Below are 13787 nucleotides of genomic sequence, written 5' to 3' on the forward strand. Positions count from 1 at the left end.
GTCAGTCGAGCTTCTTGGCGACCGGCAGGACTTCCCTGGCGAACAGTTCGAGGCTCGCCCGGGCCTGGTCCAGCGGCATCGCGCCATAGGACGGAGCGAGTTGAAGCTCGAAGCTCCCCATCACCTCGTGGATGTGGTGCAGCTTCTCGAGCACCTCGTCGGGGGTACCCACCAGGGCCGCGGCCGCGTATCGCGCTGCCGCGTTGTCCAGTCCGAACTCCCGCAGCTGCTTCGCCTGCTCGGCATGCCGCTGGTAGCCGGAGACGTTGTTGAAGTGATCGCCGGCCATGTCGTAGTGCTTGACGTTCGAGTAGAAGAAGCGGGTGATGTACTCCTTGGCGCGCTGCCGGGCCAGGTCCCCGTCCTCGTGGCAGTACAGGTTGAGGTTGATCGCGATGGGAGGCGCGTCGACGCCGTGGGCCGCGCTGTACTGCTCCCGGTACGCGGTGAAGTTGGCCATGCTGTCCTCGACCGGACGGGTCTGGAAGGCCAGCAGCCGGGCGCGGACCGCCACCGCGGAGGCCATCGAGTCCGGCGACCCGGCGACACAGTAGAGCCGGTCGGCGAACGACGCCTCGGGCCTGGGCCGCAACTCCACTTCGGGCTGAGGGTAGAAGGGCCCGTCCCCGGAGACCACACCCGACTCCAGAGCCGTCACGATCATGCCGGCCGCCTCGTCGAACCGGCCGCGTGATTCGCCCATGTCGACGCGGAAGGCCTCGTACTCCGTCCGTGCCAGGCCCCGCCCCATGCCGAACATCGCGCGGCCGTTCGACAGGATGTCGAGCACGATCATCTTCTCCGCGACCCGCAGCGGGTCATGCCAGGGCAGGATCACCGCCCCCGTGCCCAGCCGGACCCGCTCGGTCCTGGCGGCGACCCAGCTCAGGAACTGCGTGTTGTCGGGGCACATGCTGTAGCTGTCGAAGTGGTGCTCGACCGACCAGACCGCGTCGAAGTCGAGTTCCTCGGCCCGCACCGCCAGATCCGCCTCGGCGCGGAACATGTCCGCGTCCGAAAGGTTCTCGTGGAGGTTCCCGAATCCCAGGCTGATGCCTATTTGCATTGCGGCTTCCCTTCTCCGGCCCTGGCGCTGTCGCTCGGCGAGCTGCGCTGATTCGGACAGTAGGGCGCAGGAGAAGGGTGTTCGGGTCTCAATCTGAGATCGCGCCGGACGCCGGGGAATTCGAAGCTTCGGAAAGGCCGCTATTCGTGGATGCCGAACTGTTTGATGCGGCGGTAAATGGTCGCCCGGGACAGACCGAGCACGGCGGCGGCCGCTTCCTTGTCCCCGGCGGCTTCCCGTATCGCCGTCACGATGGCATGACGCTCGAGTCGCTCCAGGCGCCCCAGGTGCCTGCGCGGGTCGCCGTCCAGCAGCTCCGCGGGCAGGTCGTCCAAGGTGATGTCCCCGGCGCGGGCGGGTACGGCGCCCTTGCCGGACCCGGCGTATGGATCCACGCGGTTGGCGAGGGCCGACGCGAGCACCTGCCGCAGTTGGCGGACATTGCCCGGCCAGCTGCTGCGCAGAAGCACGGCCATGGCGTCGGGCGTACAGCTCGGCAGCCCGGGTTCCGACGTCAGTTCGGCGATCAGGTCCGCGACCAGGCGGGGGATGTCCTCGACACGGTCGCGCAACGGTGGAACGTCGATGATCACAGGCAGCATTCCGACGACCGGGGCGAGATCCTCGCGCGAGAGAATCCCTTCACCGGCGGTCACCCGGCAGTGTGCGGCGGCCGTGTCCAGCGCTCGGCGGAACGTCGCCACCAGTTCGGGTGCGAGTGAGTCGAGATGGCGAACCACCACGGTCGCGGCAGGGTCCACCAGCGCGGCCGTCAGCCGTCCCGCCCACTGTGACGGCTCCGCCGCGGAGCGTTCGGCATCGAGAACCGTGAAGTTCCGGGCCGGTGACGACCGTTCCGGCCCGGTGGCAAGTCGGGTCTTGCCGGAACCCTGCTCGCCGCGGAGCAGGACCGGCAGCCCGCTCCGCTCGGCCTGCTCGATACGGGCATGCAGGCGGTCCTCCGTGGTGGAACTCGTTTCCCGGTGCGCGGGTTTCCGCCGCGGACGGTCGGGACGACGTGTCACCACCTCCACGACGACTCCCCCGGCCGCGCCGCCGGGCGAAGCCACGGGGTGGCATACGGCACGCAGTTCTTCGTCCCCCGGCCCGGGACTCAGCTCGATCGTCCACTGCCGGCCATCGGCGACCGCGTCCAGGAGCCGGTGCCGCAACAGGTCCTGGTCGGTCCGAGCGAACATCCGGCGGGCGGCCGCGTTCGCGACGAACACCGTGCCGCCCAGGGCGAGGACCGGGCCGGTGGCACGCCGCGACACCCTGAGGAACGCGTCGAACAGGGCGCGTTCGGCGAGGGATCGGCCCAGACCCATCCGTTCCTCGATGGACCGCCCCAACTCCTCGGTGAAGGACAGCAGGAGCGGACTGGCGAACTCATAACGGCTGATCAGACAGAGCAGACCCGACTCCCGCCGGGTCATGGGGTCGCGGAGCAGAACGCCGGTGGAGGTGATGTCGCGTTCGGCCTCCCTGAAGTGTTCGGTTCCCGACACGACGAACGAGTCCTGAACCTCGTACGCCGTGCCCGCCCCGTTGGTCCCCATCTCCGCCTCACCGAAGACGGCGCCCGGGACGGCGCCACGTGCCTGGCTCCTGCGGACGTAGTCCCGGTCACCGATCGCGCTCAGCAGGCGGCACTCCCGGTCGAACAGCATGGCCCAGGAACCGGCCCCGTCCAGTTGGTCGGAGAGCCGGTCCAGTACCGGCCGGGCAGCCCGCAGCAACACGCCCTCGCCGTCGACGGGATCAAGCCGTGACACCTGGCTGGTCGTCATGTCGACGCCGCTGAGAACGCTGCGTTTCCAGGACAGGAGGATCTCCGGCCGGACCTGAAGCGCCTGCCCGCCGGAGCCGTCGACGCTGGCGTTCCGCAGGAAGCGGCGCTTGGCCTCGCGTGTTCGCTGCCACCCCTCGGGGCCGAAGATCGGGGGCTCTGCCCGGCGTGGCAGTTGTCGTACCACCGCACACCTCACTCACCGCGCGATTGTTTCAAGATGCCGCCGGTCAACAGCGGGAAACCACATCCCCATGTAATGCGAATTTCCATCAGATGACAACGGCCGTGCGGACACCTGCTCGGCCCCGGCGTTCCCCGCCGTCTCAGATTGAGAAGCGATTCGGTCCCCTTCGCCTTCTACGGTGCGAATGGGCGCCGTGACCTGCGCCGCCCACTGCGCGAGGTGAAGGGACAACCCAGTGCAGGACCACACTGATTTCTATGCGGCAGGTTCCTGGCAACCCAGCCAGAGCGGCACCACCGTGGAAGTGGTGAATCCGTACACGGAGCAGGTGCTCGGGACGGCGCCGGAGGCAGATGCGAAAGACGTCGACGCGGCGGTGGCGGCGGCCAGGGAGGCGTTCGACGACACCGGCTGGGCCGACTCCCCGGATGAGCGCGCCGACTGTCTGGACCGATTCGCGGACGTCCTCGACCGCCGGACCGACGAGATCACCCGGCTGATCAGCAGCGAGATGGGGATGCCCGTCTCGCTGTGCCGACAGGCCAACGTCCAGTACGCGACGAGCATGATCCGCTACTACGCCGGGCTGGCCCGCGACAGCCGGGATCCGGAGCACCGCGAGCGCCTCTTCGGCCCGGGCTCCGTAGCGGTGCACCACCGTCCGTACGGGGTCGCCGCGCTCCTCGCGCCGTGGAACTACCCGTTGGTCCTCACGGCCAACAAGCTGGCCCCGGCACTGGCCTCAGGATGCACCGCCGTGGTGAAGCCCGCGCCCGAGACCTCCCTGTCCGGGCTGCTCCTGGGCGAACTGGCGGACGAGGCCGGGCTGCCTCCCGGGACGGTGAACATCGTGACCGGAGGCGGCACCACCGGCGAACTGCTGGTCAGGCATCAGGACGTCGACACGGTGGCCTTCACCGGTTCGACGGCCACCGGCCGCAGGATCGGGGCCATCTGCGGAGAGTCGCTCACCCCCTGCAGTCTGGAACTGGGGGGCAAGTCTGCCGCGATCGTGCTCCCCGACGCAGATCTCGACGAGGTCGTCGCGGCCCTCGCCTTCCTCTCCTTCGGCAACGCCGGGCAGACCTGCTTCGGGATGTCCCGGATCCTGGTGCACCGTTCGCGGTACGCCGAGCTGGTGGACCGGATGGCGGCGCTCGCGGACGGACAGACGCTCGGTGATCCGCTGGACGAGGCGACCACCGTCGGGCCGGTGGTCAGCGCCCGGCAGCGGGACAGCATCGAGGGCATGCTGAGCCGGGCCGTCACCGACGGCGCCCGGGTGGTGGCCGGCGGCGGTCGTCCCGGTACGCAGCACCGCGGCTACTTCGTGGCACCCACCGTCCTCGCGGACATCGACAACTCCTGGGAGATCGCCCAGCAGGAGGTCTTCGGCCCCGTGGTGGCCCTGATCCCCTGTGCGGGGGAGGCCGAGGCGGTCGCGCTCGCCAATGACTCGGCGTACGGGCTGGCGGGTTCGGTGTGGACCCGGGACCCGGGCCGGGGCGCACGGATCGCCGAGCGGGTGCACACCGGGACCTTCGGCATCAACGGCTACCTCCCCGATTTCGGCGCCCCGTTCGGAGGGGTGAAGGCCAGCGGATTCGGCCGGGACTACGGCCTCGAGGCGATGGATGCCTATCGCTACGCCAAGACCGTCTTCCACCCCGCCGCACAAGAACACACGGCACACACAAGCACGGACACGAAGGAGACGCGGTCATGAAGCCGTTCCTCAAAGACCCCATGCTCACCGGCAATTACGCACCCATCACGGCGGAGAGCCACGCGCCGGATCTGGTGGTCGTCGAAGGGGAACTCCCGGAGGGGCTGACCGGGACTCTCTATCGCAACGGACCCAACGCCATGCTCTCGGGGGACACTCAGAAGTTCCACTGGTTCGCGGGTGAGGGCATGGTCCACGCCGTGCACGTGGAGGACGGCCGGGCGTCATACCGCAACCGCTGGGTGAACACCCCCCGCTACCAGGCCCAGCGCAGGCTCGGGCGTCGGGTCGTACCTCTGAATTTCGACGATCCGGCCGAGGAACTGCCGGGCGAGAACATCCCGGTCGGCACCTCCAACACCCACGTCATCTGGCACGGCGACAGGCTCCTGTCGCTGGACGAGATCAGTCTGCCGGTCGAGCTCACCCCCGACACCCTGGAGACCATCGGGGCGTGGGACATCGGCGACGACTACCAGGGTCCGATGACCGCACATCCGAGGTTCGATCCCAACACCGGTGAGATGCTGGCCTTCGGCTGCCAGTCGGAGGGCCCGGGGAGCACCCGGATCTCGTACAGCGTGGTCGACGCGGCCGGCAAGCTCACCCGGCACGACCACTTCGAGGGCCCCTACATCTCCCTGATGCACGACTTCATCACCACCGACGAGCACGTGATCTTCCCCTTCTTCCCGGCCACCATCGATCCCCTCCGTGCCCAGAAGGGTGGCCTCGCCCTCGCCTTTGACCCGGCACAGGGCACACACATCGGGATCATGCGCCGTGACGCCTCGGCGGACACCGTCCGCTGGTTCACCGGCGAGGCCTGCTACGCCTACCACCACGTCAACGCCTACACGGTGCACGAGAACGGGCGCACCAAGGTCGTCGCCGAGACCATGAAGTTCCCCCGTATCCCGCTCTTCCCGAGCCTGGACGGCTCCACGCCGCCCAACTTCGTCGACGGCGGCCAACTGGTGCGCTGGACCTTCGACCTGGACGGCACGAGCAACACCTACACCGAGGAAGTCCTGAACGACCTGCCGGGCGAGTTCCCCCGCCTTGACGACCGGGTCATGGGGCGCCGCCACCGTCACGCCTTCTACGCCGCCCACCACGGGACGGTCGCCGCGGGTGACTCCTTCAACTCGGTCGTGCACGCCGACATGGTGACCGGCGACCGCCGCGAGTACCTGCCGGGGCCGGGCCGGTTCGTCATGGAACCGGTGTTCGTCGAGCGCGGCACCGACGCACCGGAGGGCGACGGCTGGCTGCTCACGATCGTCTACGACTCCGCGCGCAACCTCAGCGACTTCGTGGTCCTGGACACCGACGACATCTCCGCAGGCCCCGTCGCCCGCGTGGAACTCCCGACCAGGGTGCCCTACGGCTTCCACGGCGGCTGGCGCGGAATGAAGTAGCGCCCACGGCGAAGACTCGGTGTCCCGCCCAGCGACGGCGTCGTCCGGAGACGGGCCGACCAGGGATGGCTCAGCATTCGAGGGGCCATCCCATGGCGGGCGCGGCCAACGCTGCCGCGAGCAACGGTCGACACCCGTTCGCCGAGTGCGGCGCGGCCCGTCTCTCGACTGTCAGCCCCTCGCCCGGTTCGGGCCGAGGCATGCGCCACGACCGCGGAACACCCGCTGCGCCCCGCCCCGTGTCAGAGCCTGACGTGGTTGTCGTACGCCTGTCGGCTGACCCTGTTCACGGTGTAGCCCTTGCCATCGCCTGAGACGCTGGGCTCTTTGCCACCAGCGCCGTTGACCCAGTTCACCGTGACGAAATAGGCGCCGTCCAACCGGATGGCGCCCACGGTCTCCGCGTTCACCGTGCTGGAGTTGCCCGTGATCTTGATGGTGTCGGCCGCTTCCACGGCTACCGTGTTGAACTTGCCGCCGATGGCGACCGTTCCGCATGTTCCCGTGAGCTCGATGGTGTTCGCCTGGCCTTCGATGGAGACGTCGCGCCCGGTGCAGTCGGCGGTCCGCATGCTGTAGCTGCTGCTGATCTTGAGTGACGCGGTGCCGACGTCGGCGGAATTGGCTGCGGGTGCGTCGGGGGTACCCGCCGAGTCGGCAGCGGCGGGCGAACCAGTGTCACCATCGGCCTGCGCCGCTTCGGGGCTCTGGGTGACCGCCTGTTCGTTCTTGGCCGGCGTCGGATCCGACTCATCAGCAGTGCAGCCGACTGTCATCGAGAGTGTCAGGGCAACGAGGGCGGCGGGCAGGAAGGTCGAGATACGCATGGCAGTACTTCCCTTTTCTGCGGTGAATTCGCGGTCTGCCGGTTTCCTGTGGAATCTCGTTGAGGCAAAAGCCGGGACAGGCGCGCAGGCGCAGGGTCAACGGTGTGGCGTGGACGATCGGTCCGATGCCGGTGAACCGTTCGCCGGCAGGTGGTCCTCCGCCCACACGATCAGCGAGGCCAGGGGGATGAGGAAGGCATTGCCGTGGGGGGAGAGTGCGTAGCGGGTTCGGGGCGTTGGGCCCGGCTGGACGGTTCGGGTGACGAGGTCCACCGTGGTCAGTTCCTGGACGCGGTCGGCGAGTATGCGGTCGCTGATGCCGGGGACGCGCTCGCGGAGCTGGACGAAGTCGGCCGGCCCCTTGGCCAGGGCCGCGAGGATCAGGCCGTTCCAGCGTTTGCCCAGCAGGGCGAAGGCTCGGGTGGCGGCCACGAGGGGCTCGGGCAGTCGCGGGGACTCGGGCCGGTGAGCCAGCTGAGCGCGCCGTGGGGTGGTCATGGTCTTGTTCCCTTCTCAATGGGGCTCTCCGTACGGCGCGGGGCGTGGCGGTGCGATGCCCCGCGCCGTACGTCGTGGTGGCCATGCTCGGAGTCGGCTCGGCCTGTCGGGCTGCGCCCCGGGGGAACGACCCACATGCAGGGCGTCTCCCCCTGCCTGAGGTCAGCCCATGTGGACGTGCACCGCGCCTTCGGAGTGCTGCTGCTTACCCGCGTTGATGGCCAGGAACGTGACGGCCAGGCCGGCCAGGAACATGACACCCGCGGCGGCGAAGGCCATCGTGTAGCCGTGTGTCACTGCATCTTGTGCCTTGGCCACCAGGGGGAAGTCCTTGGTCGCAAGGCCCCGGTAGAGAGCGGAGGCCGCCTGGGGCAGCTTGTCGTCGGCCGCCGACGTGGAGACCGTCGTCAGGATGGCGAGACCGAGCGCGCCGCCGATCTGCTGGGCCGTGTTCAAGAGCGCTGAGGCGATGCCCGTGTCCTGATGGGCGACGCCGTTCACCGCACCGAGCGTCAGCGGGACAAAGCTCATGCCCAGCCCGAGAGCGGTGACGAACATCGCCGGCACGAGGTGCGTGGCGTACGAGGAGTCCGTGTCCACCGTGGCGAACAAGAACATGCCGCAGGCCCCGACAAGCAGACCCGGTCCGGCAATCAGCCGGGGCGCCAGGTAGGCGACCAGCTTGGAGCTGACGGCCGCAGCGGCCGCCATGCCGACGCTGAAGGGCAGATAGGCGAAGCCGGTCTTGACTGCGCTGTAGCCGAGGATCAACTGCAGGTACAGCGTCAGGAAGTAGAACGTGGCGAACAGTCCCGCGCCGATGAACAGCATCGTGACGTAACTTCCGGAGCGGCTGCGGTCCTTGAACACGCGCAGCGGCATCATCGGCTCCGCGACGCGCGCCTGGAGGACCAGGAACACCGACAGCAGTACGGCGGCCGTCGCGAAGGAGGCGAGCGTCAGACCGTTGGTCCAGCCGTGCTCACCCCCGCGGGTGATGCCGTAGACGAGGGCGATCAGGCCGCCGGTGCCGGTGATCGCACCAGGGACGTCCAGGCGGCCGGTGTGACGCTCGGCCTCGACGAGGGTCCTGGTGCCGACGAGAACGGCCAGGCCGATGGGGATATTGACGAAGAACACCCAGCGCCAGTCGAGAGCGTCGGTCAACACGCCGCCCAGCAGCAGGCCGACCGTGGCGCCGACGCCGGCCATGGCGGCGTACACGCCCATCGCCGTGTTGCGCGGCTTGCCCGCCGGGAAGGTGGTGGTGATCAGAGCCAGCGCACTGGGCGCGGCGAAGGCCGCGCCGACGCCCTGCAGAATGCGGGCACCGATCAACAGCCCTTCGTTCGGGGCGAGTCCGCCCAGCAGCGAGGCCAGGGTGAAGACGATGATCCCGGCCTGGAACATACGCCGACGGCCGAAGAGATCGCCCGCCTTGCCGCCGAGCAGCATCAGTCCGCCGAAGGCGAGCGCGTAGGAGTTGACGATCCAGGCCAAGTTCGCGTCGGAGACGCCGAGGTCGGTCTGGATGGCGGGCAGGGCGATGTTGGTGATGGTGTTGTCGAGGACCACCATCAGCTGGGCAGCGGCGATCACGAAGAGCGCGACGCCGAGGTGCCGCCCACCGCCGGGGGGAGCCCCGGACGCATCGGTGCCCGGCTGCGCGGGAGCGGTGGTCGTGCTGTCGACAGACAAGGGAGAACTCCAGGGGATGACGTGGAGACGCGAAAGAGAATTCCATGCGGACAGGAAAGGAACCTGAAATGTCAAATCAAGTTCTGGGAGCGGAGGATCCGTTACCCAGTCCGCCCCGGCGAAAAAGACCGTAACACTCGGCTGTCACTGGCCGGACACGTTCCATGATGTGATTGATTTCGCGCTTGACGGCGCTCGCCGTTTTATGCTCGAAGTGACGAGAAGGCGAAACTCACGGAGAACATAAATCCGGCGGCGTTGTCAAATGCGGAATCTTGTCCAGGCTTCCTGTATACGGCCCTGCGCCGCCAGGGCGTACCGCAGGAGCGGCAGCCGCAGTCAGGCGGGGGCCGGACCGTGCGTGCGGCGCAACACGAGTGAAACGGGGATCCGCCGTTCCACGGGAGCGAGCCCCGGCCTCGCCGGCTCCGCGTGCAGGAGTTCCACGGCCGTCCGCGCGAGGGCATCGAGGTCGCAGCGCACCGTGGTCAGATCGATGATGGGCCAGGAAGCCATCGGAATGTCGTCGAAGCCCACGACCGTGAGCTGTTCAGGCACGGAGATCCCTCGCTCCCTGGCCGCGGACAGCACACCGAGCGCGATGACGTCGTTGCCGCAGACGATCGCGGTGGGCCGGTCACTGCGGCGGAGCAGGTCATGAGCGGCGTTCCGCCCCGGGTCGTGACCGAACGATGTGCGCCGGACCATGTCACGGCGTAGGCGGATACCGCGTGCTCGCAGGCCGGCCCGCAGCGCCTCGGCCCGCTCGCGACCGGTCGAGGTCGTCACCGGCCCCAGCACGGCTCCCACCGTTCGATGGCCCAGATCGGCCACCAGCTCGACGATCGCCGCGGTGCCACCGACGTTGTCGACGGAGCAGCTGGGTGACTCGGCCACGTCCAGGACGCGGTTGACGAGCACGTGTGGGATGCCGCGCTCGGTGAGGTCCCTGGGCAGCGACGACCGCCGCTCACACGTCGTGAGGATCACGCCGTCATACGAACCGTCCGCGAGGACGTCGATACCCACGGCTCGGTGCTCGGAATCGGTGATGACCACGGTGCGCAGGTCGTGCTCGGCCAGTCGGCGCCGCAGCGGCTCGACGAGCTCGGGGTAATAGGGGTTGGTGAGTTCCTCGGACACCACCGCGATGCGCCGCGTGCTCTGCGTGGACAGCGATCTTGCTGAGTCGCTGGCGATGTAGGAGAGCTCGGCCGCAGCCCGGAGCACTCTCTCTCGCGTTTCGGGTGAGGTGCCGGGGAGATTGCGCAGGGCTCGTGAAACCGTCGGCTGGGATACACCCGCACGGCGGGCCACGTCGAAGCCGGTCACCTTCTTCACTTCGCGGCCATCCCTTTCCCACTTCACTGCGGACCACCGTGAGTGCGTTGACAAGTATACGTATGCAATCGAGTGTGGCTCCCCTCGCCGGACAGTCGGACAAGGGAGCGCCAGATGGCGAAGTATCTGAAGTCAGCACCGCCCATGGCGCAGGACACCGAGCGGCTGCGGGCAGTCCGAGAGACCGTCGTCGGCGTCATCGCCGATATCCGGGAGCGTGGCGACGCCGCGGTCCGCGAGTACTCCGAGAAGTTCGACAAATGGTCGCCGTCGAATTTCCGGCTGGACCAGGAGCAGATCCAGAAGATCGTCGCGACCGTCCCCGAGCAGGCACTTGACGACATCAAGACCGTCCAGCGCCGCGTCCGGACCTTTGCCCAGCACCAGAAGGACTCGCTGGCCGATTTCGAGGTCGAGACCGAGCCGGGTGTCTTCCTCGGGCAGCGGAACATCCCGGTCGGCTCGGCCGGTGCCTATATTCCAGGCGGGCGTTACCCGCTCGTCGCGTCGGCGCACATGACCGTGGTGACCGCGAAGGTCGCAGGTATCGATCGAGTCACCGCGTGCACTCCGCCCATCCACGGTGAAATCCCCGCCGCGACCGTCGCAGCCATGCATCTGGCCGGCGCGGACGAGATCTTCCTGCTCGGCGGTGTGCAGGCCGTCGCGGCCATGGCGGTCGGCACCGAGACCATCACCAAGGTCGACATGCTCGCCGGGCCCGGAAACGCCTACGTCGCCGAAGCCAAGCGGCAACTGTTCGGTGAGGTCGGAATCGATCTGTTCGCCGGCCCGACCGAGATCCTGGTCATCGCCGATGAACACGCCGACCCGTTCGTCGTCGCGGTCGACCTGCTCAGCCAGGCCGAACACGGCCCCGACTCCCCCGCGGTGCTGATCACGACGTCCGAGCCCCTGGCGCGCCGTGTCATCGAACTGGTCGAGGAACTCCTGGTCGATATGCCGACCGCCGACTTCGCGGGTCCGGCATGGAGGGACCACGGCGAGGTCGCGGTGGTCGAAGACCTCGATGCGGCTTACGCGCTCGCCGATCAGTACGCCTTCGAGCATGTGCAGATCCTCACCGACCATCCGCGCCAGGCCATGGAGAAGATGCGCAACTATGGCGCGCTGTTCCTCGGCGAAGGCACCTGCGTCTCCTACGGCGACAAGGTGATCGGCACCAACCACACGCTGCCGACCCGCGGGGCGGCGAACTACACGGGCGGGCTCTGGGTCGGGAAGTACCTCAAGACCGTCACCTACCAGGAGGTCACCAACCCGGTCTCCAGCGCGCTCTTGGGTGAGTTGTGCGGTCGCGCCGCCCGCCTCGAGTTCTTCGAGGGTCACGCCCGATCCGGGGACGTCCGGGCGCACAAGTTCGGTGGGGCGGTGCTCCCGTGGGCACCGGCGGGCCTGTGACCAGTCAGGTCGGGGGTACGGCCGGCGTCATAGCCGGCCGTACCGCCCTGGTCACCGGAGCGGGAAACGGCCTCGGCCGGGCGATCGCGCTCGAACTCGCGGCCCAGGGCGCGCGGGTCGTCCTGACCGGCCGCAACCGCCACAAGCTCGACGTCGTGGGGCGGGAGGCCGGCAAGGACGTGCGCGTCGCGACCGTCGACACCGCCGGCGAGGAGTCCGTTGCCGCACTCGCCGATGAGCTGGCGGACGAGGAGATCTCCATCCTGGTCAACAACGCCGGTATCGCGGGCCCGGTGGCATCACTGACCGACATCGCCGTGGCGGAGTGGGACGAGGTCTTCGCGGTGAACGTCCGGGGGGTCTTCCTCATGTGCCGGGCGTTCCTGCCTCCCATGATCGAGCGCGGCAGCGGGGACGTCATCAACCTCGCCTCGGTGAGCGGAAAGCGGCCACTGGCCCGGCGTACGCCCTACACCGCCTCGAAGCTCGCCGTCATCGGCCTCACCACGACGCTGGCCCATGAGGTCGGCCCGCTGGGCGTCTCCGTCAACACGCTGTCACCGGGGCCGGTCGGCGGACCACGGATGACACGTAACTTCGCCCTGGAGGCCGAGCGCACCGGCACCACCGTCGAGGCCGCGGAGAGGGAGTATGTCTCCCGCGCCGCCCTGCAACGCATGGTGACCGAGCACGAGGTCGCACTCGCGGTGACCGCGATGCTCAACATGCCGGGGCTCTGCGGCGCCGACATCGACCTCTCCGCCGGCATGGTGGCCCGCTGATCCAGCGCGCAGACCGGCCGGCTGTCCGGTGCGAGGGGCGGACAGCGCGGTGGCCATGCCGCCGATGACGAGCAACCCGGTGCGCTCGGCGTGGTGGCCCTGATGTCTCCTCGCATTCTGGTCACTTGGGGCGCTCGGGCGCGGGCGGCGGCACGGGCCCTCGGCGTGCTCCGCCGGTCGGGCAGGGCACGGCGCCGTCGGCGGTCACGGTGGCCCGCAGGCTGCCGATGCGGTCCACGCGCAGCTCGACGGTGTCGCCGTGTTCGACCGGGGCGACACCGGCGGGCGTGCCGGTAGTGACCACGTCACCGGGTTCCAGCACGGTGACGGTGGAGGCGTAGGCAAGGAAGCGGGCCACCGACCAGATCAGGTCCCGGGTGTTGGCCTTCTGCCGCGGCTCACCGTTGACGGTCAGTTCCAGGTCGACGTCCTCGGGCGAGCCGAGCTCGTCCGGGGTGACGATCCACGGGCCCAGCGGGGTGAAGGTGTCGAAGGACTTGCGGGTGGAGCGGTCCTCGCCGCCGCGCATGGTGATGTCCATCAGCCCCGTGTAGCCGAAGACGTGCTCCAGGGCCTGCTCGGGCGTGATGTGGCTGGCGCGGCGGCCCACGATCAACGCGAACTCGGCCTCGTGGTCGAAGCGCCGGTCGGTGTAGGGCAGCCGGATCGTGCCGCCGGGGTCGAGGAGCGAGGAGGGGGACTTGAGGAAGAAGCCGAGCGCGCTGATGTGGAAGGCTTCGTTCATCTCGGACTGGTGGTCGCGGTAGTTGACCGGCGCCGCGACGATCTTCGTCGGGTCGGGTACGGGCGCCAGCAGCCGCACCTCCTCCACCGGCAACCCGGCGGAGGGCCCGGCGGCGGCGACGATGTCGTCCAACAGCGGGCGGACCGCGGCGAACTCGCCGATCAGGCGGCGGGCGAGGCTGTAGGGGGCGGCGGCGAGGCGCCGGGTGAGCTGATCGGTGACATCGAGGACGCGGCCGTTGAGAACGACGCCGATACGGTCGTCGTCGAAGCGTGCGACGCGCAT

General features: G+C 68.8%; 11 protein-coding genes. 4 read left to right on the plus strand and 7 right to left on the minus strand.

From position 1 onward, the window contains the following. Position 1 precedes the first annotated feature (1 nt). Both IG08_RS0110835 and IG08_RS0110840 read right to left on the minus strand, forming a co-directional pair. On the minus strand, positions 2-1066 hold the full coding sequence (locus IG08_RS0110835; protein WP_030599414.1) for an LLM class flavin-dependent oxidoreductase: 1065 nt from the start codon (positions 1064-1066) through the stop codon (positions 2-4). Positions 1067-1206: 140 nt separating this feature from the next. Beyond that, complete coding sequence (locus IG08_RS0110840) at positions 1207-3042, minus strand: sigma-54-dependent Fis family transcriptional regulator (protein WP_030599416.1); 1836 nt, start codon at positions 3040-3042, stop codon at positions 1207-1209. 235 nt (positions 3043-3277) lie between these two features. Here IG08_RS0110840 and IG08_RS0110845 point away from each other — a divergent pair, with 235 nt between their 5' ends. Both IG08_RS0110845 and IG08_RS0110850 read left to right on the plus strand, forming a co-directional pair. After that, positions 3278-4768 carry an aldehyde dehydrogenase gene (locus IG08_RS0110845; RefSeq protein ID WP_078655538.1) on the plus strand — a complete coding sequence of 497 codons (1491 nt, stop codon included), beginning with the start codon at positions 3278-3280 and terminating at the stop codon, positions 4766-4768. Then, positions 4765-6189 (plus strand): carotenoid oxygenase family protein, encoded by a 1425-nt coding sequence (locus tag IG08_RS0110850; RefSeq protein WP_052424601.1) that lies wholly within the window; start codon positions 4765-4767, stop codon positions 6187-6189. The genes IG08_RS0110845 and IG08_RS0110850 overlap by 4 nt, the downstream gene beginning before the upstream one ends. Positions 6190-6431: 242 nt before the next feature. Here IG08_RS0110850 and IG08_RS0110855 read toward each other — a convergent pair whose 3' ends face one another. The 4 genes from IG08_RS0110855 to IG08_RS0110870 all read right to left on the minus strand — a co-directional run bounded on the left by IG08_RS0110855 (position 6432) and on the right by IG08_RS0110870 (position 10553). Continuing rightward, positions 6432-7016, minus strand: a complete 585-nt coding sequence (locus IG08_RS0110855) for a DUF3060 domain-containing protein (RefSeq protein WP_030599423.1) — start codon at positions 7014-7016, stop codon at positions 6432-6434. A 96-nt stretch (positions 7017-7112) separates the two neighbouring features. Beyond that, positions 7113-7514, minus strand: coding sequence for a winged helix-turn-helix transcriptional regulator (locus IG08_RS0110860; RefSeq protein ID WP_078655539.1), 402 nt, complete (start codon positions 7512-7514; stop codon positions 7113-7115). Positions 7515-7676: 162 nt separating this feature from the next. Further along, positions 7677-9212: an MFS transporter gene (locus IG08_RS0110865; protein WP_030599428.1), complete on the minus strand. Its 1536-nt coding sequence runs from the start codon at positions 9210-9212 to the stop codon at positions 7677-7679. A gap of 339 nt (positions 9213-9551) precedes the next feature. Next, entirely contained in the window at positions 9552-10553 is a 1002-nt protein-coding gene (locus IG08_RS0110870) for a LacI family DNA-binding transcriptional regulator (RefSeq protein WP_030599431.1), read from the minus strand. A 114-nt stretch (positions 10554-10667) separates the two neighbouring features. On the opposite strand from IG08_RS0110870, the gene hisD reads away from it, so the two are divergent. Both hisD and IG08_RS0110880 read left to right on the plus strand, forming a co-directional pair. Next, positions 10668-11975: a histidinol dehydrogenase gene (gene hisD, locus IG08_RS0110875; RefSeq protein ID WP_030599432.1), complete on the plus strand. Its 1308-nt coding sequence runs from the start codon at positions 10668-10670 to the stop codon at positions 11973-11975. After that, positions 11972-12757 carry an SDR family NAD(P)-dependent oxidoreductase gene (locus IG08_RS0110880; protein WP_030599434.1) on the plus strand — a complete coding sequence of 262 codons (786 nt, stop codon included), beginning with the start codon at positions 11972-11974 and terminating at the stop codon, positions 12755-12757. The genes hisD and IG08_RS0110880 overlap by 4 nt, the downstream gene beginning before the upstream one ends. 121 nt (positions 12758-12878) lie before the next feature. On the opposite strand, the gene IG08_RS0110885 is transcribed toward IG08_RS0110880, so the two are convergent. Further along, positions 12879-13787: a fumarylacetoacetate hydrolase family protein gene (locus IG08_RS0110885; RefSeq protein ID WP_030599435.1), complete on the minus strand. Its 909-nt coding sequence runs from the start codon at positions 13785-13787 to the stop codon at positions 12879-12881.

It is taken from the genome of Streptomyces fulvoviolaceus, assembly GCF_000718165.1.
Lineage (GTDB): Bacteria > Actinomycetota > Actinomycetes > Streptomycetales > Streptomycetaceae > Streptomyces > Streptomyces fulvoviolaceus.